This window comes from Candidatus Enterococcus huntleyi (assembly GCF_009933175.1).
In the GTDB taxonomy this organism is placed as follows: domain Bacteria; phylum Bacillota; class Bacilli; order Lactobacillales; family Enterococcaceae; genus Enterococcus_K; species Enterococcus_K huntleyi.
On record NZ_MAEJ01000007.1, the window covers coordinates 92,207 to 111,232 of the forward strand.

Sequence of the window (19,026 nt, forward strand, 5' to 3'; positions counted from 1 at the left end):
TTCCAACTTAATGTAGTGAAATAACTAGGCAGCGACTTGCTTATTTCATAAATAACAATCTAATCTATGCTATACTGTTGTCATCAAAAAAATTAAAGGAGTGCCTTATGTTACTAACCATCCTGACCTTAATCTATTTTTTTAACGCAGCAATTGCACTCATTACTATTCTTATGAAACCTCGAGATGTCTCAGCTATCTGGGCCTGGCTCTTAGTATTGATCGCTCTGCCAGTCTTTGGTTTCATCCTTTACTTATTCTTCGGACGTGGTTTAGGTGACAAAAAGAAATATCGACTCCAACAAAGCGATCTCCGCGAATTGGAAAATTTTAGCCGCTTACAGGAAGATGATACCTTAAGTCTTTTTGATCCGACTATGGAAAATCAGGAACTACAACCTTTTGTGGATTTCTTCTCTCTATTAAATCGGATGCCTTTGACTCGGAAAAATGAAGTCGAAATCTTTTCTGATGGAGAAGAAAAACTTACCGCTCTACTACAGGACTTAAAGCAAGCAGAAAAATCCATTCATATTGAATACTATGCCTTCGTCACTGATAAAACCGGGCAAAGAATCTTGAAAGTACTGGAAGAAAAAGCGGCAGAAGGCGTTGAAGTACGCCTGTTGTATGATGCTTTTGGATCAAGAGGAACTACACCTAAAGACTTTCTTCAGCTTGAAAAAAATGGTGGCTTCGCTCAGACATTTATTACATCTCAAAAAGCATTGTTAAAGTTTCGTCTAAATTACCATGACCATCGGAAAATTGTTGTCGTAGATGGAAAAATCAGCTATATCGGTGGCTTCAATATTTCCAATCAATATGTTGAGCCAACGAAACGCTTTGGTTATTGGCGCGACACGCATCTAAGAATTCACGGAGCCGCTGCCTCATTGTTACAGATGAGATTTCTAATGGATTGGAATGTTTCCTCACCCGAAACCAATCAAGTCAATTATCATCTCGATTATTTTTTCACGGAAGATCATTTAGCTACCGGTACGACCGCCATCCAAGTAGTCGCTAGTGGCCCTAATAGTGAAAAGGAGCAGATCAAGCTAGCCTTTATAAAATTAATTACTTCCGCAAAAAAACGCATCTGGATTCAAACGCCTTATCTAGTTCCTGACGATAGTGTCATAGCCGCTTTAAAGATCGCTGCTGGTAGTGGCATTGAAGTAAAAATTATGATTCCTGACCGTCCTGATCATCCATTTATTTATCGTGCAACACAATATTATGCTCGGCAACTTCTGAAGGAAAATGTCGAAATCCAAGTGTATCGTGGTGGTTTCCTGCACGCCAAAACATTGATTATGGATGATGAAATTTGTATGGTCGGCTCTGCCAACCAAGATATTCGTAGCTATAAATTAAACTTTGAAGCTTCCGCTGTTCTATATGACAAGAAAGTGATTCAGCAATTAGAACAAACGTTTATCAAAGACTTAGAGGTCTGCGAAGAAATGACCCAAGAGACTGTCGCAAACATGTCCGCGTGGCTCATATTTAAACAACAAATATCACGCCTCTTCTCTCCTATCCTCTAGTTAATATGAAGTGAAATGTAATTATGGAAAACCAAAAAGACTGGTTCGAGTGCCTTATAGCATCTCAAACCAGCCTTTTTTTGGTTTATGTATATTTTTTCAGTCCCTGCCCATCCTCTCCAATAGCCTACCTCTTTGCTATAACTACTAGAATCCAGCAAATTATGTCCACAAATGTTTTCTTCTTTCTATTAAAATTCCGTCTTTACTCATGTAAACCAATCGTCACTTTTTGTAATACACTTGAATTGATTGTCCTTGTTCTAATAAAACATACTTCGACTCCTCTGTTTCCTCATTAAAGATCATGTACAACCGCTGTGCCCCAGTCTCATCAAAATCACCTAAATCAATCGCAAGTAGCTGCTCCTCTAATTGAATCTTTTGCTTAAACGTCTTCAATAATATCCGTCTCGTCCGCTTCACTTCACGCATTTGTTCCTGCGCTTTTTCAGCCGCACTACTTAACGTATAGCCATCATCCAAATAGTGTTTAATCAGCTGTACTTTAATCACCATAGGCAATTGATAGCGACGGGCACAGTTTTCTGAAGTCTTTGCCGAAATAAAGCCCTTTTCTTCCCAATATCTCAACTGTCTAGGCGAAACATCGACCATCTGACTTAACTCACTAATACCGACTAAAAGATTGTCTTGTTGTAACAATGAACGAAATAACTTTTCCCACATATACGAAGGCCTCCTTTTCATTAAATGTGTTAACTTATCCTCATTTATTGTAATCTATTTACTATTTATGTCAAGTAAGTTGACAAACCGATTTTATTGGATTAAAGTAATACATGGTTTTCATGAACATTTACAGAAAGAGGCGAATATATTTTGTCAACAGAACCCGTTTTAGATATGCACGGTAAGCCATATAATCGGACCTTACTAGTTTTGGTATTATTAGTTGGAACATTTTGTACTGTCCTAAATCAAACATTATTAACCACAGCCCTACCGACGTTAATGAAAGAATTTAATGTCTCGGCATCCAGTGTTCAGTGGTTGACGACAGGTTTTTTACTGGTCAACGGTATTATGATTCCTATTAGCGCTTGGCTGATTAATAAATTCAGCTCCAAAGTCCTATATATGACGGCCATGGTGGTCTTCTTATTAGGAACTATTATTTGTTTTACTGCACCAAGCTTCAGTCTTTTACTAACTGGTCGCTTAGTTCAAGCAGCTGGTGTTGGGGTCTCTATGCCCCTATTACAAACAATTATGCTCTCTATTTTCCCACCAGAAAAACGTGGATCAGCGATGGGTACGGCTGGAATTGTCATTGGTTTAGCACCTGCCTTAGGCCCAACTTTATCTGGTTGGATTATTGATTCCTACAGCTGGCGTCAGCTGTTCGGCATGATTATTCCGATTGTTCTATTAGTTCTTTTACTCGCAGCTTTCCTAATGAAAAATGTTATTCATCTCTCTAATCCAAGCATTGATATCGCCTCTGCGATTCTCTCAACTATCGGATTTGGTAGCCTACTCTATGGCTTTTCAAATGTCGGAGACAAGGGTTGGGGCAGTCCAATGGTGCTTGGTTTCTTAGCGATCGGTGCGATTGTATTGACACTGTTCGCTCGCCGTCAGCTTCATTTAGAGCAACCATTCTTAGAACTTCGCGTATTCAGCTCACCAACCTTTACTATCGCGGCTATATTAAGTGGTGTGACCAACATGGCAATGGTTGGAGCCGAAATGGTTTTACCTTTATACATTCAGAATATTCGCGGTGAATCTGCTTTCCATTCCGGATTAATGCTCTTACCAGGTGCCGTTATTATGGGGATGATGATGCCTGTGACTGGACGAATTTTCGATAAAATTGGTGCTCGTCAATTGGCGATTACCGGCATGTTTATTTTGACCGCGGCAACCTTACCCTTCGCCTTTTTGACAAGCACCACACCGATTGTCTACATTGTTGTCTTATATGCCATTCGAATGTTCGGTATCTCGATGGTCATGATGCCTGTGACCACTTCCGGCATGAACGCTTTACCAATGAATCTGATTAGCCATGGGACAGCAGTAAATAACACTTTCCGTCAAATAGCCAGCTCCATTGGGACAGCAGTCTTGATCAGTGTCTTAACCAACCTGACAAAATCAAATCTGCCAAATGATGCCCTAAAATCCACTGATCCACTCTTGTACAAAGAGCAAGCTATTCATGCAACGGTCAGCGGCTATCACGGTGCCTTTGTTGTAGCAGTAATTTTTGGAGTATTAGGTTGTTTCATTACCTTTTTCTTGAAGAAAAAAGAAGCAGATATCCCAACTTTAGGAGGCGACTTAAGTAAATGATTCTACTCTGTTTAGTTATCGGCGTAATCGGTTTTGCCGGTTTTAATGTTTTTGGAAAAACTAAGCTTCATAAAGTTTTGATGGTGCTTTTTGCTGGCCTATTTATTATTTCTGGCACACTAGTTGTCTTAAATGATCGAAATGAATTTGGTATGAATAAGGTAGCTGAGCAAAAGCAACTCCACTTAGTATCTAGTGTTGACCAAGAATCATTACCTGTTCTACTCTACCAACCATTAGGTGATGGGTCAGAAAAAATTTATCTTTATCAAACAAACGACTCAAAAGAATTACAAAAAACTGGGACCGATCAAGTCACTAATAAAGTGGTAACTAAAGGCCAAGAAGCCACACTGACACAAAAAACACAGTACTGGGTTTATGAAAATGGCTTTTACAACCTACTCTTTGGTATCTCTGGAAATGATCATAAATATGCCAGTCAAACAAATACCTTCACGCTTCCAAAAACATGGCAAGTCCTCAGCACAGCTGAAGCCAAAGCATTGGCTGCGTATTTGCAAGAACACCAACAAGAGTTGACTAAACAAGCCGCAACTTACGTACAAGATAAACTTGAAAATCTACTGAATCAATCACCAAACCTTTCAGACAAAGAACAACAAACTGCTAAGCAAACTTTTGCCAATGAATACCAACAACATATGATAAAAGAAGTCTTAGCTACACTTAAATAACCAAAAACCACGCCAGTCTATGAATCATTCATACCGACTGGCGTGGTTTTTTTCTGTACATTGTAGTTTTTTATTATAAATCAACCGACCTTCTAACTATAGATACCTCAGTTTCTCAGACAATTTACTCTCAACCTCTCAGAAAAGCTCTTCTCATTGCAAAAAACGAATTTTGACTATGATTAGACATAGAGATTATTCAAGGAGGAAAAAATAATGAATATTGGTATTTTTGGCGCTGGTCAAATGGGCGGCGCGATGATTAAAGGTTGGCTCCATTCTGGAAAAATCCAACCACAAGAAATATTTGTCAAAGGTGGCCATTCAGCGACCGCCGCAAACTTACAAAAAGAATTAAGCTTTCACTTAGTCGACTCTCTTAAGGAATTCGCAGCCTGTGATGTGCTAGTCATCGCAGTTGGAACAACAGCTGTTGAACCCATTTTACACGCGATAAAAGAAGCGAATTTCGAGAAAAAATTGCCAATTATTTCGATTGCTGCTGGGGTTTCCTTGAAAGAAATGCAAGCAATCATGGGGACTGATTATCCATTAGCCCAAGCCATTCCTAACACACCTGTGCAGATTGGCAAAGGCTTGATTGCCATTACTTATTCAGAAGCACTGCAAGCAAAACAACAAGAAGTAATCGATCAATGCTTATATTTCTTAGGCGATTTATTAGAAACCCCAGCCGAACAATTAGATATCGTCAGCAGTGTCGCCGGTTGTGGCCCAGCCTTTGTCGATATCTTTATGGAAGCTATGGCTGACGGCGCTGTCCTCCATGGAATGTCGAGAAAACTCGCTTATGAAGTCATCGCCAAAATGATGGTCGGTTCCGCTAGTCTAGCACTTGAATCCGGTCAACACCCCGGCGCGCTTAAAGATGGTGTCACCTCTCCAGGAGGCACAACGATCCGCGGCGTAGCTGCCCTTGAGAAAAATGGCTTTCGTCATGCCGTCATCAGCGGCGTTTCTGGTTTAGTCGGTGAATAAATGAAAAGAGAGATTGTCTCACCCGCAAAAAAATGGATGTGACAATCTCTCTTAATTTTTATTTTTGATACTCAATCCCGAATAAACAATTGGTGTACATGAATTCAATGATCTCAAGTTCCTCACTAGTCGAATCACTGTTATAATAACTCGATAAAAGTTCATTGAACTGTCCAAATATAGCTTCAGGAATCGACAATAAGCCTAATCCCTGGGTAAACATCTTTTTATTCGCAGTTAATAGTGCCGTACGTCTATTTCCATCCCAAAAAATTTGGTTCTTAGAAATAAATAGGAATAAGCGGATTGCTTTTTCTGTCTCTGATATTTTCTGATTGATTATTTCAGCATATCTTTTTTCTATCGCAGCTTCCGTCAACATTGGTGGAACATATCTTCCTTTATTGGTCGAAACTTCTACCCCTCCCGTCCGTATTTCACCTGGGAAAAGCGTATCTTCAGCCGCGACTATCCGATTAATTCGCTCACTCGTCTCAATCAAAAGCTCCTGTACATCATTTAAAAGTACTTCAAATCCTCTTTTAAGATTAACAATAGTCAGTACCTCGTCGACAGTGACATTATTGGCTTGATTGTATTTGATAATTTCTTCAGTTTGTAAAAGTGTTGTATTCAACCCTTCAAATTTACCAGCATTGTAGACAAGTTCAACAATATTTTTCTTCAATAAATAGACAGACTCTTTATGAGATAATTGATATTTATCCGGAAACTTGAACATTATTTGTTCATTCATTTTTTCCCCTCTTACGTGTTCACAGTATGATTATAACAGATAATGAATTGTATTTAAGTTTGATGTAGAAATAAATCTCAGAAAAGTAGATTAACCATACGTTGAAAACGTTTTTTTGTAAAGGGATTTTGTAGTGAACGCTCTTCCTACCCATATCTGATTTCTCCCTTCACTTTATCCACACAATAAAAAAGCCAAGTACCCAGAATTTTCTCTGAATACTTGGCTTTCACTGTATAATTTTATAATTCCTTGTTACGAATGATCAAAGTGCTAGCTACCAATGAAAGTATAGTTACCACAGCACTAACGATGACGTAGGGTAAAATCTCATCAGATTTCAATTGACCGACACCTAAGACTTGAATAAAGCCTAAGAAGTCAAAATATCTCAATTGGTCCCATTCTGTAATTGTATAAATGATTTGAACAGCAATTGGATAGACCACGATCAAGATTGCGGCACCGACCATGCTGCCTAAGCCAACTAGTAACAGACTTGCCAAACTAAATACGACACTGATTAACAGGCTAATCGCAACTGCTAATAGGAAAGTTTCCAACACAAATGAGAAGAAATCTGCTTGTGTGCTACCGAATTTTAGGTAAGCTGTTAACATCACTGCTGCAAAATGAAGCACGATGAAAAATGTCAGATATAACACTTGACTGATGTATTTTGCTACAACAAATTGTAAACGGCTAACACCGGCGGTCAATGAATTCTTGTATGTTTTTTGTGAGAATTCGTAGCCGAACACGATCACGAAGACACCGATTAATAAATAGACCAATATGCTACTAGAAAAAACGGCTGCATCGATCGATGTTTTCAGATCAATCCCTGATGGCAGGGTTGTATCCATGTTCACACCCATGCCGACTGAGTTTCCAGTTAAGACGTTGACGACGGCGAAGGCAATCATCACGATGCCTGTCACGATAAATCCCTTTGTATGTAAAACTCTATAAAAATCTGCTTTAATTAATCGAATCATGTTATTTTCCCCCTGCACTGTTCGCGTTTGTATTCGTCACGTTTTGGACCAACTCGGTAAAGTAATTTTCCAAACTATTTTCTTGTTTTTGAATTTGGTTGACTAAGATATCATTTTGCACCAATAATTTATTGATGGCTTTAATTTCCAATGTTTCATCTAAAATACGAATCTGATTGGCTGTCGTTACTTCGAAATTCGTGATCTGGTTTTCATTCAAGATCATCGCCGCTTTCTTCGCGTCTTCCACGTCAACGACAATCGCTGTTGTCACCAAGTTATCAAACTCTTCTTTCGAGATTTCTTGAATCATCGTTCCTTCATTGATAAAGCCAAAACGATTAGAGACTTGATATAATTCCGTTAAGATATGACTTGAGATGATAATTGTCGTATTGCGCTCACGATTAATCCGTTCTAAAATTCCTCTAAATTCAATAATTGCGATTGGATCCAACCCATTAATTGGCTCATCCAAGATTAAGAAATCCGGATTACTAACAAGGGCCATCGCGATTCCCAAACGTTGCTTCATGCCTAATGAAAAGTTCTTGAACTTTTTCTTGCCTGTATCTGCCAAGTTGACGAATTCTAACGTTTCGTCAATCATTGAGAAATCATGGATACCTTTTTGAATGCACATGATTTTCATATTTTGGTAAGCCGTCATCTTGTTGTATGCCGCTGGACTCTCGATTACTGAACCGGTCCGTTGTAAGCTATTTTGGTAGCCTCTCGTGCCTTTTCGATTTCCTAGTAAAGCAATTTCTCCACCAGATGCTTCTTTCGATAAATCCGTGATTAATTTCATGATCGTCGTTTTCCCAGAACCGTTCCGACCAATCAAGCCGTAGATATCGCCTTTTTTCACCGTCAGCGATACATTATTTAAAGCATATTGTTTCCCAAATTTTTTCGTCACATTATTTAAAGTTAGAATATTTTCAGTCATTGTTGTTTCCTCCTCTTTCGATAGTCTTACTTTACCAAGCATTTCTTAACTCAGGTCTTAACTAATTCTTAACTCTTTCTTAAATCGAAAAAAACAGCTCCATTTATACTTGATATGCCAAGTATAAATGGAGCTGTTTATGGAGTTATTTCTATACTATTATTGACTACAGTCAACTTAGAGAGAGCTATGACTCTAATACTAGCTATTGCTATATTCTTGCTTCTGGTTTCATCTGATACCGATTCTCGTAATGTCGTTCTAGTCGAGTTTGACCCCAACCAATTGCGACACACAGGAGCCAGTAAATAATCGCTACGAGAATATATAAGGTCATATAATCAAAGGTCCGACCACCGACAATTTTAGCTTTTTGGAAAATATCTGGGATAGTAATCATCGCCGCTAACGAAGTCCCTTTTAATAAATCCATCGCCACATTTCCTAAAGCAGGCACGGAAATCCGGAATGCTTGAGGCAGGATAATCTTGCGCATGACTTTTCCAAACGGCAGTCCTAAGGCATAAGCGGCATCCCATTGACCATTCGACACACCTGCAATTGAGCCGCGATAAATCTCCGCTATAAACGCGCTACTTGTTAGACTAAAACAGATACATGCAGCGGTCAGTGCACTGAGCTGGTATGGCAAGCCAAAATAAAGTAAAAACAATAGAACCAAGCCGGGCACTCCTCGTAAAAAGGAAATATAAAACCGCACGGCAGCCTTAATCAATTTTGACGGCAACATGCCCAAAACGGTTAGAAGAATGCCCAGTACATTACCCATGAAAAATGTCACTAAACTAATGCCCAACGTATACGGCAACCCTGTCAGCAGAAAGGGAATCGAATCCACCATCAACTGAAAATCGATTTTCGGGATATACATCTATTCGGCAGAGACACTTTCTTCAATTTTTTCTTTCGGCTCCACAGATACGTCGGTCTGGAAATAGCCTTCAGAAATTTTTGCAGTCGTGCCGTCTTCCTGCATTTCTTTTAAAACTTCATTGATTTTTTTGCTTAACGCAACACTCTCTTTTTTCATTAAGAATCCTGTGTGATTGGCGTTAAAATAAACATCCTCCAAAATTTTCACAGGGATATCAGGTAGCGCACCGACCGACATTTTTTGTAGATAATAGTCATTTAGAATGACGTCCGTCCGGCCATTTGCGACATCCGTCAGGTATTGATCATTTGTGGCATTGTCGTATGTCACAAGCTCGGCACCATATTTCTCAGCAATCTTCATATAACTTGTGTTAGGCTCGCCAGCTGCTTTTTTGCCCTTCAAATCTTCAAGTGAAGTAATGCCAGAGCTATCGCTTTTACGAACAATCATACTATCAAATGAGTACTTAATTGGCGATGACAACATGAATTTTTTGCCTCGTTCACCAGATAAACCAAAGTCGTTGGCCGCTAAATCTGACTCGCCTTTATCTACCGAAGTAATTTGACCATCGACATTATATTCCTTGAATTCTACTTCAAGGTCCAAACGCTTAGCGACTTCCTTAATCACATCGATATCATAACCTGTTAGTTGATTGTCATCATTATAATACGAAGATGGAAAGAGCGTGCCCGATGTTGCGACCGTCAATTTCTTCGCCTTCTCAACTTTTTCAAAGCTTTCATCTTTACTTGTTTGCGCCTTGTCTGTTGTCCCGCCACAAGCCGCCAAAACCATTGTTAATGCAACCACACTTAAACCTACTACGAACTTTTTCATTTGATTTCCCTACGCTTCCCGATAATATTTTGGTAATTTAAATTTTTCTTCTCGTTCAAATAACTGCCCTACTTGCAGTAACAAATCTTCGCGCCCTTTTGATGCCATGAACTGAATTCCAAGAGGTAAGCCTGCCTTAGTAACATGTGTCGGCAAACTAATCGCTGGCTGCCCCGTCAAATTAGCTAGTTGGGTATACGGCGTGATGGCAAGACTTTTCTCGAACATTTGATAGATTAATTCACTCAACTTAGCCGCTGATTTTCCTTCAGCATTAGCTAGCTCTCGGCGGATATGATCACTTTGCAAGTCTTGATCAATTCTTGGTGCACTATCAGCTGCAGTCGGTGTTAAAAATAAATCATATTCTTCAAATAATTGCTCCATGGTGTTCGCCGCTTTATCCCAAAGTTGGAGTGCGCGAACATATTGACTCGCTGGCAATTGTAAACCATATTGGTAGATGCCCCACGTCATCGGCTCCATATCAGCATAAGTCAACGGTCGACCGAGCCCAAGACGAATCCCCTCGAACATTGAGGCTGTTTCCGCCCCGTTCATCAAATAATAGCTATCAATTAACTGACGCCCATCCACAGGATAGGCAATCTGCGTGACCTCATGCCCTTGCTCTTCTAAAAATTGGACTGCCTCGTGTACCGCTTGTTCCGCTTCGTCAGAGACTGGCGTGCCCACTGGCGATTCCGTCAAAAAGGCAATCTTCAAACGCTTTTTATTAGCTGCCTCTTGATGTTGCCACTCCGCTTGTGGCGTTTGATAAGGTGCTGCTTTCGAGGTACCACGTAACTGATAAAATAGTGCTTCAGTATCTCGCATCGAAACAGTCAACGCAAAATCAATCGAAGCCCCTTGCCAGCCACGCCAACCACCAGGTCCTACTGGCATACTACCCCGGGTTGGTTTCAAACCAATCAAGCCGCTAAATGAAGCCGGAATGCGAATCGATCCGCCGCCATCACTGGCGCCAGCAAGCGGAAATAGCCCACTCGCCACCGCAGCTGCTGCCCCGCCGCTTGAACCACCTGGTGAATAATCCAGATTCCAGGGATTTCTCGCTGGTCCATAAATCACTGGATCAGAGACATTTTTAAAGCCAAATTCTGGCGCCGTTGTCTTTCCTAGTGGCGTCAGTCCAGCTAATTCAAGTTTTTTCACAAAGTTATCTGTAGCGCTTGCAACATTCTCGGTAAATAAGCGCGAACCAGAAGTTGACTTCATGCCTTTTTTGTCTTGACCCAACATTTTTAAAGGAATCGGTAAGCCCTGAAAAGGCCCCTCAGTCGCTGCCGTTTCTTTCGCTGCTTTAGTTGCATATTGTTGTTTAGCCATTTCTGGTAGCCACTCGACAAACGCATTTAATTGGGGATTTTGCTCCTTAACCAAGCGATTCCGTTCATCAATCCATTCCGGTACACTTATCTTCTTTTTTTGAAACTGCGAGGCATAATACAATCCATCTTTAATCATGAGATCCTCCTTTTATTTCAATGGTTATTATTATACAGGTTCTGCTATATTTTACGGTCAACTTTGCTTGTGCAGTTCTTCTCATATTCATTGAGTTTGTCCTTCTATATGTGGTATTATGTGGGCGTATTTACAAATGAGTTATCAAATTAAAAGAAGGAAGTGTCAAAATGCTTGCAGATTTGACGTACCAACCACTAAATTTATACAGTAACTACCGCGACGCTGCGCAAGTTACACCCGATACAGCGATTATCCTAGACCAACTACTCCCAGCTTTTCCAACACTTGGTTATGAGACAACCTATGAACTCAGTCACCAAGAAATTCTAAAGCGTGCCTACCAATTAGCGCAGATGGGTGTTACTGCCGGCGATAAAATTATTCTCTATAAAAGTCCCAAATTTGATACCTATTTGTTAGCAGTAGCAGCCTCTTATTTAGCGGCGGTGCCTGTGATGGTTTCTTACCATCTCCCTTACGAAACGATTGAGGTCTTTGTCGACCGTCTTGAGCAACCGTATATTTTATTTGATGAAGAAACGGAAGAAAAAGCCAATAAAGTCAGCAACTTAGCCGCTGATAAAAAATTAGCTGTCCGCGATTTACTCTTGCAAGAAGCGATTGCTGTCCCACAAGCGAGCTTAGATAAAGATGAGATTGCCTATATGACTCACACTTCTGGAACCACCGGAATCCCAAAATTAATCTGTCATTCCGCAAATTCTATGGGCTGGCGCACAAAATGGCAAAAAACAATCTTCACAAAAATTGCCGAACTAAAATTAGTGGCCTTCCACATTTCGCCTGTTCACTCACGCTTTAACATTGGTGTTTCATCCCTAATGGCGATGGGCTTTCCCATGATGCCACTAGCAAAAGCAACTAGTTCGCATCTCGTGCGCATGCTCAAACAATATCCGCCGATTGCTTTAGAAACACATCCGAATAACTTCGTTCAATGGACGCAGATAGCCAAATCTTCCCCTGAAGCGTTTGCCAGCATCCGCTATTACCATTCAACCTTTGATGCCATTAACAATCAGACAATGGCAACATTCTTAAGCGCAACCGATCAACCTGAGCCAATCTTTTTACAAGTCTACGGTCAAAGTGAATGCGGCCCAATGATTTTAAAAGCACACACACTCGACTCACTAAAAGATTCCAATGCCCGCGATATGGGTGTCGGTCTTGAAGAATTAACCAAAGCCCGGATTACGGATGAACAAGGCAATCCACTTCCCGACAACACGGACGGACACATTCAATTTCTATCAAAAGGTCGCGCCTTAACCTACTATAAAGAGGATGCGCGTTTCACAGAAAATGTTTACGGCGACTGGTGGGACAGTGGCGATTGGGGCATGATTGATGACCAAGGCCATCTCTTCTTAAAAGATCGTCAAGTCGATTTGGTCGATACCATCAATAGCACCCTAGCCATTGAAGATTACTTACTCGATCAACTACCTTTCTTAGAAGAAGTCGTGATCGTCCGTGGCAAAGATAACGCACCACAACCAATTATTGCCGTCGCTGACTCACATGAAATGAATTGGGATGCTTGGTGGGAACAAGTCCATAATCTCCCAAGATTAAATGAACCCATCATCCGCAAATTCGAGGACATCCCACATACTGCAACAATGAAAGTCCAACGATTACAAATTGAAAAAGAATTAAAAGGTGAATAAGTCAGAATAATAAACTAATTAAATAGAAGAAAAAAAGATTGTCGCAAATCCGAGTTGAAAACTCAGGTTAGCGACAATCTTTATTTATTTTTCGAAAAGATTTTGTCTCAAAATCTACTCATTCTACTTCTTTGCTTAAATTAAGCTATTCAGCGACTTCTTTTAGGTAGAACATTTGGCTAGCGTAGTCCCCACTGAGCGTAGGATCGATGTAAAAGCCAAGATTCATCAATTCATCGCCACCAAATAGTTGCTCATTCATCTGATAAACTTTCTCTGCATCCAGACCTCGTAATTTCAAACTCTCCAACGGACGAGAAGCCTCCACTAAGACGCGATAATAGAATACCATGGCTTCTTTTTTATCGTCAGAAACAAATATCCAAGCCGTTTCGTTGCCTTCAAAAGGACTTAGTAAACGCGTAAATGTGCCGTACTGCAATAAGGAGCGATGGGCTTTATAGAATGCCACTTGCTCTTTCATCTCCGCTTTGTCTTCTTCAGATAAGGTACTCAAATCTAATTCATAGCCAAAGACTCCTGACATCGCAACATTCCCACGCATCGCTAGACTAGTTTTGCGAGAGGTTTGATGATTCGGAATCGCCGATACATGTGAGCCCATCGTTGAGATTGGATAAACCAAACTTGTGCCATATTGAATCTTCAGACGAGCCACTGCATCCGTGTTATCACTGGTCCACGTTTGTGGCATGTAATGCAGCATTCCCGCATCGAAACGACCACCCCCGCCTGAACAGCTTTCGAATAAAATAGCTGGGTACTCGCTGGTTAACTGCTCCATAAACTCATAGAGTCCTAACATGTAGCGATGCGCCGTGCTCCCTTGCTCCTCAGCTGAACGATTTTTAGAATAAACTTCCGTCATATTACGGTTCATATCCCATTTTACATAATCGACAGGCACTTCATCGAAGAAAGCCTTCATCTGCTGATAAATATGCCCGCGAACGTCTGCTCTGGAAAAATCCAAGACGTATTGACTACGACCGAGAGATTTTCCACGACCAGGAATTTGCAAGGCCCAATCAGGATGCGCACGATACAGGTCGCTATCTTCTGAAATCATCTCAGGCTCAAACCAAATACCAAATTCTAAGCCGCGAGCATGAACTTCTTTTGACAAATTCGCTAAACCCATCTTAATCTTGCCAGCATTTTCAAACCAATCACCCAAGGATGAATTATCCGATTCACGTTTACCAAACCAGCCATCATCCAGGACGAACAACTCAATGCCAATCTTTTGCGCTTCATCAACAATTGCCAACAGCTTATCCTCATCGAAATCAAAATAGGTCGCTTCCCAGTTATTAATCAAAACCGGCCGTTCTTTTTGCTGATGTTGCCCGCGGACAAGACGGTGATTAAATAATTCATGGTACGAATGTGACAATTCATTAAGGCCTTGGTCAGAATAATTTAGAATCACTTCTGGCGATTGGAAACTATCCTCAGGCTCCAGCACCCAACGAAAATCAAAGGAATTAATCCCCATCGTCACGCGTGTTTGATCATACGGATCTTTTTCAATCATCGTCTCGTGATTACCACTATAGACGAGACAAAATCCATAGACCTCGCCAGTTTCTTCCGTGGTCGTCGGACTAGCTAACGCAACAAAAGGATTCTGTTGATGGCTACTCGAACCTCGCTTACTATCTAAGACTTTGATGCCCGTGTTCAGCGGTTCTCTAGTTACCATCCGCTCTTTGGCCCAAGTGCCATTTAGATGAATCAAATCAAAAGCCGTCGCCGGAAAATCAATCGCTAGACTAGCTAGCTTCTCAATCACGACTTTTTCTTTCCCTTTATTGACCAAGCGAGTATTGCGCGCAATCACCGGTGAATCGTCAAAAATTGTATAAGATAATTCTAATTCTAAGCCTCTAAAACGATCTTCCAGTGTCACAAGCAACGTTTGCGCATCCGTGGTCGCATTGACATACGTTGCTGGCAATCCAGTCAAGCTAGGTTTCCCTTCAATCACTCGATACTCTTTAAAAGTAAAATTCGTAACAATTGTGCCATCACTTTGACGAATCTCATGAGCCGGTGTCCGGAAATCACCGCCACCAAACCCAGGATATTCTTGCAACACCGTATCCAAAGAATATGAACGATCAATCGCACCCGGCAAATTAGGAGAAAACGAACGATCTAGTCGCGGATAACGAAAATTCCCGTGATAGTGCGTAATTTTCTTCCCATAATATAAATGGCTGAGCACCTGACCTTCCTCAATACTGAAAAGGTAGCTGACTTGTTGATTACTCAAATGGAAAGTCTGTGTCTGCTCATCAAATTGAATTGATATCATCGGTTACCCCTTTCTTAACGGCAATAATAAACGGTCAATCTCAGTCAATTCATCGGCAGAAAATTCTAGTTTCTTCAAGGCAGCAACGTTGTCCTGTAATTGACTCAAACGACTAGCACCAACCAGTACGCTGGCAATTTGCTGCTGACGTAAATTCCACGCCAAAGCCATTTCAGCGAGCGTTTGTTGTCTTTGACCAGCTACTTCATTTAGATTACGAACGACTTCAATCGTGCTTTCAACTTTTTCTTCAGATAAGAATGGACTATCTGAGCGATGCGCTCTTGAATCTTCTGGAACGCCGTTCAGATAACGATTCGTTAGCATGCCTTGTGCCAGTGGACTAAAGACAATCGCACCCAATTTTTCTTCTTCTAAGACATCCAGTAAGCCATCCTCAATCCAACGATCAAACATATTGTAGTTCGGTTGGTGAATAATAAATGGTGTCCCCAAACGTTTAAAAATCGCCGCAATTTCTTTTGTCCGTTGTGCATCATAGTTCGATACCCCAACATATAATGCCTTACCTTGTCTAACCAATAAATCAAGCGCTTGTGCAGTTTCTTCCAATGGTGTATCGAAATCTGGACGGTGATGATAGAAAATATCCACATAATCTAAATTCATTCGTTTTAGACTTTGATCACAGCTGGCGACAATATTTTTCTTAGAGCCCCATTCGCCATAAGGTCCAGGCCACATATAGTAACCAGCCTTCGAAGAAATAACTAGTTCATCACGATAGCCTTTCAGGTCTTCATGTAAAATCCGACCAAAATTAATTTCTGCAGAACCAGCTGGTGGTCCATAATTATTGGCTAAGTCGAAATGAGTAATCCCCATATCAAAAGCCCCATGAATAATTTCGCGTTGATTTTGAATCGTATCGACGTCTCCAAAGTTATGCCATAAACCCAAGGAAATGGCTGGTAATTTTAGTCCCGAATTGCCCACACGATTGTAGGTCATCTCTTCATAACGTTTTTCATTTGCTAAATACAAGATTTATCTCTCCTTTTTGGTTCATTCTGCCTCTATTATCTAGTTATCAAGTCAAAATGAAACCGTTTTTTTTAATTTGTTTACTCACTATAGTGTTTACCTAATTCATTTGTCAAGCGCCTTTTCACTCTCTCTTAAAATAATTCTTGAAGGCACCACCACATGTATCGGCACATCGCGTTCATCTCTAATCCGTTCTTTCGCTAAACGGACAGCCATCTTGCCTAATTGTTCGGTCTCTATATCGGCTGTTGTTAAGGGTGGCGTCAGAAATTCAGTGACTTCGATATTATCAAAGCTAGCGATCGAAAAATCTTCTGGAATCTTTTTTCCAGCCTTTTGAATTGCACGGTACACGCCAATCGCCAAAGGATCACTAGCCACTACAATCGCAGTCGGGACTTTATTATCAGTGAATTTCGTAAGCATTTCTTCAGTCATTTCAAGCCCATCCTGTGAGCCCCAGCCACCTAAAAAGACATTTTCTTCTTTATAAGCCCCTTTGATTGTCAGCCATTTTTTATAGGTCTGATAACGGACATCTTCACTAAGTAAAACATCCTTGCCTGAACTAGTTTTGACTGTCCGAACCCCACCAATAAAGGCAATGTTTCTGTGTCCCAACTGCCATAAACGCTCTAAGTGTTTCTTTGTAATCATTTCAAAATCCGTGTAGACCGCATCAAAGGACTCGTTCGCTGTCGTATCATCTACCAAGACTATTCGCGGATTTTTTTCGTAAATTTCTTGGATGAATGATTCCTCAAGATTGCCTAAAATAATCACCGCACCTAACGCTTCAATCCCTTTTAATGAATGATTCTCAGAGACACGATAAATTCTGTTTGCGGCAATATGGCACTTCTTGGCTTCTGCTTCTATCCCCAAACGAATTGCTCGAAAATAAGGATCCTCAATCTCCCCACGTTCAGAAGCCGCAGTAATCAAACCTAGCGAATGATTCATCTTTTTAGCCGTTCCTCGCTCTGGTTTCTTATAATTTAATTTCTTGACCGCCTCGTGAATTCTCGCTCGCGTTTCAGCTGTTGCCGACAGTGTCGGATCATTGTTCAGCACTCTAGACACCGTTGCCGGGGACACACCCGCCTTTCGAGCAACCTCTCTAATCCCAACCATAGTTTTCCTCCTTTTTACTAAACAGTATCAACTTGTATACTAAACACAATATAACAACGCTTCCAACTTTGCAAATCTAAGTTGCTCTTCACTCATTTCTTTGATGTCCCCTTCGACATTCCTTATCACTCGTTCTTACCCATTCGTCTATAAATCTTTTATCTATTCCTTTATTCATTCCCTTATACATTCTATTAGCACTCACCAGAGCACCTTCCATATTATGCAAAATGACAGACTAGATAGGCTCACAAAATTTCTAAATGAAAATACTTGAACTTTAAAAAAAATTGCGTATAATTCTAAGAAATGACGCAAAAAGTTTTCTAGGGTTCCGTGGCGAAAGCGCCAGTCTGGTCCAAGAGAAAACGCACATGAACTTGTGTAACACGGAGGGATAAAAGCCCGGGAGATATTGTAACCACAATATTTCTCAGGCTTTTTTTGCGTTTAAAAAGGAGGAAATTACTTATGAACAAAACGTGGGTTTCAGTGATTATCGCGGCTTTATTTGAAATTAGTTGGGTCATCGGCATCAAGCACGCGACAACTTGGTATGAATGGGCTGGAACACTGATCGCCATAATCGTCAGCTTCTCACTCATGATTATGGCTGGAAAAACTCTGCCTGTCGGAACCGTCTATGCAGTATTCGTTGGCTTAGGCACATTAGGCACGGTCTTCAGCGGCATTCTGCTCTTTGGCGAACCCTTTAGTTGGGGAAAACTCTGTCTAACTGCAACACTGCTTATCGGTGTAATCGGCTTAAAAGTAGTAACACCTGAAGAAACGGAGGGCCATTAATATGAACTGGATTGCTTTAATTTTTGCTGGATTATTTGAAATGTCCGGCGTTTTAATGATTAATAAGTGGCACAAAGAAAAAACCATTACCGCACTAACGCTACTAGTCGTTGGCTTTGGGATAAGTTTCCTGCTACTTTCTTACGCGCTGAAGACTTTACCTATGGGCACGGCCTACGCCATTTGGACTGGAATCGGTACAGCCGGCGGTACCCTCTTAGGAATGATTTTCTATGGGGAATCAAGAAATCGGAAACGCCTCGTCTTCATCGGACTTATTTTAGGCTCAGCTGTTGGTCTCAAATTGATTTCTTAAGGACTCACGAAAAAATCAATGAATCCCATTGACTGCTGACGAATTTTACTATATCTCCTAGTCTTTACTGATGAATTATTATAAAGAGTAGCTTATAAAGCTTGAGTTTATTTCAAAAAAATTATATTTTTTTCGCAACGCTATGTTGTCGAATACGAATAAAGAGTTGGTGGATACGTATAGAATCCGCCAACTCTCTCTGTTAGTTACTCGCAACT

At 40.7% G+C, this 19,026-nt stretch carries 17 protein-coding genes and 1 riboswitch; of the genes, 7 read left to right on the top strand and 10 right to left on the bottom strand.

What is annotated here, in order from left to right; all coding sequences use genetic code 11:
- The first annotated feature begins 107 nt into the window (after positions 1-107).
- Positions 108-1,553, top strand: a complete 1,446-nt coding sequence (gene cls, locus BAU15_RS05060; RefSeq protein WP_161841669.1) for a cardiolipin synthase — start codon at positions 108-110, stop codon at positions 1,551-1,553.
- Between the two features lie 225 nt (positions 1,554-1,778).
- On the opposite strand, the gene BAU15_RS05065 is transcribed toward cls, so the two are convergent.
- Positions 1,779-2,243, bottom strand: coding sequence for a MerR family transcriptional regulator (locus BAU15_RS05065; RefSeq protein WP_161841670.1), 465 nt, complete (start codon positions 2,241-2,243; stop codon positions 1,779-1,781).
- A 177-nt stretch (positions 2,244-2,420) separates the two neighbouring features.
- On the opposite strand from BAU15_RS05065, the gene BAU15_RS05070 reads away from it, so the two are divergent.
- From BAU15_RS05070 to proC, 3 genes are all read left to right on the top strand, one after another.
- Positions 2,421-3,875: an MDR family MFS transporter gene (locus tag BAU15_RS05070; RefSeq protein WP_161841711.1), complete on the top strand. Its 1,455-nt coding sequence runs from the start codon at positions 2,421-2,423 to the stop codon at positions 3,873-3,875.
- The gene (locus tag BAU15_RS05075) at positions 3,872-4,573 is read left to right on the top strand and encodes a DUF4811 domain-containing protein (RefSeq protein ID WP_161841671.1); all 702 of its coding nucleotides are present in this window, start codon (positions 3,872-3,874) and stop codon (positions 4,571-4,573) included. The genes BAU15_RS05070 and BAU15_RS05075 overlap by 4 nt, the downstream gene beginning before the upstream one ends.
- A gap of 216 nt (positions 4,574-4,789) precedes the next feature.
- Positions 4,790-5,572: a pyrroline-5-carboxylate reductase gene (gene proC, locus BAU15_RS05080; RefSeq protein WP_161841672.1), complete on the top strand. Its 783-nt coding sequence runs from the start codon at positions 4,790-4,792 to the stop codon at positions 5,570-5,572.
- Between the two features lie 58 nt (positions 5,573-5,630).
- Here proC and BAU15_RS05085 read toward each other — a convergent pair whose 3' ends face one another.
- The 6 genes from BAU15_RS05085 to BAU15_RS05110 form a co-directional block, all read right to left on the bottom strand.
- The gene (locus BAU15_RS05085) at positions 5,631-6,329 is read right to left on the bottom strand and encodes a Fic family protein (RefSeq protein WP_161841673.1); all 699 of its coding nucleotides are present in this window, start codon (positions 6,327-6,329) and stop codon (positions 5,631-5,633) included.
- Positions 6,330-6,571: 242 nt separating this feature from the next.
- Positions 6,572-7,327: an ABC transporter permease gene (locus tag BAU15_RS05090; protein WP_161841674.1), complete on the bottom strand. Its 756-nt coding sequence runs from the start codon at positions 7,325-7,327 to the stop codon at positions 6,572-6,574.
- Position 7,328: 1 nt separating this feature from the next.
- A complete protein-coding gene (locus tag BAU15_RS05095; protein WP_161841675.1) occupies positions 7,329-8,279 on the bottom strand; it encodes an ATP-binding cassette domain-containing protein in 951 nt (316 codons plus the stop codon).
- Between the two features lie 211 nt (positions 8,280-8,490).
- The gene (locus BAU15_RS05100) at positions 8,491-9,171 is read right to left on the bottom strand and encodes an amino acid ABC transporter permease (RefSeq protein ID WP_161841676.1); all 681 of its coding nucleotides are present in this window, start codon (positions 9,169-9,171) and stop codon (positions 8,491-8,493) included.
- The gene (locus BAU15_RS05105) at positions 9,172-10,020 is read right to left on the bottom strand and encodes a transporter substrate-binding domain-containing protein (protein ID WP_161841677.1); all 849 of its coding nucleotides are present in this window, start codon (positions 10,018-10,020) and stop codon (positions 9,172-9,174) included. It abuts the gene before it with no gap.
- Positions 10,021-10,029: 9 nt separating this feature from the next.
- On the bottom strand, positions 10,030-11,505 hold the full coding sequence (locus BAU15_RS05110; RefSeq protein WP_161841712.1) for an amidase: 1,476 nt from the start codon (positions 11,503-11,505) through the stop codon (positions 10,030-10,032).
- A 173-nt stretch (positions 11,506-11,678) separates the two neighbouring features.
- Between BAU15_RS05110 and BAU15_RS05115 the strand changes: the two genes are divergently transcribed.
- On the top strand, positions 11,679-13,205 hold the full coding sequence (locus BAU15_RS05115; RefSeq protein WP_161841678.1) for an AMP-binding protein: 1,527 nt from the start codon (positions 11,679-11,681) through the stop codon (positions 13,203-13,205).
- A 145-nt stretch (positions 13,206-13,350) separates the two neighbouring features.
- Here the strand turns inward: BAU15_RS05115 and BAU15_RS05120 are convergent, their stop codons facing one another.
- From BAU15_RS05120 to BAU15_RS05130, 3 genes are all read right to left on the bottom strand, one after another.
- A complete protein-coding gene (locus tag BAU15_RS05120; protein ID WP_161841679.1) occupies positions 13,351-15,546 on the bottom strand; it encodes an alpha-galactosidase in 2,196 nt (731 codons plus the stop codon).
- A gap of 3 nt (positions 15,547-15,549) precedes the next feature.
- Positions 15,550-16,551, bottom strand: coding sequence for an aldo/keto reductase (locus BAU15_RS05125; protein ID WP_161841680.1), 1,002 nt, complete (start codon positions 16,549-16,551; stop codon positions 15,550-15,552).
- A 105-nt stretch (positions 16,552-16,656) separates the two neighbouring features.
- On the bottom strand, positions 16,657-17,688 hold the full coding sequence (locus tag BAU15_RS05130; RefSeq protein WP_161841681.1) for a LacI family DNA-binding transcriptional regulator: 1,032 nt from the start codon (positions 17,686-17,688) through the stop codon (positions 16,657-16,659).
- Between the two features lie 315 nt (positions 17,689-18,003).
- Positions 18,004-18,102: riboswitch (guanidine-I (ykkC/yxkD leader) on the top strand.
- Positions 18,103-18,159: 57 nt separating this feature from the next.
- Between BAU15_RS05130 and BAU15_RS05135 the strand changes: the two genes are divergently transcribed.
- Both BAU15_RS05135 and BAU15_RS05140 read left to right on the top strand, forming a co-directional pair.
- Positions 18,160-18,492, top strand: coding sequence for a DMT family transporter (locus tag BAU15_RS05135; protein ID WP_161841682.1), 333 nt, complete (start codon positions 18,160-18,162; stop codon positions 18,490-18,492).
- A 1-nt stretch (position 18,493) separates the two neighbouring features.
- Positions 18,494-18,808, top strand: a complete 315-nt coding sequence (locus tag BAU15_RS05140; protein WP_161841683.1) for a DMT family transporter — start codon at positions 18,494-18,496, stop codon at positions 18,806-18,808.
- Positions 18,809-19,026 lie beyond the last annotated feature (218 nt).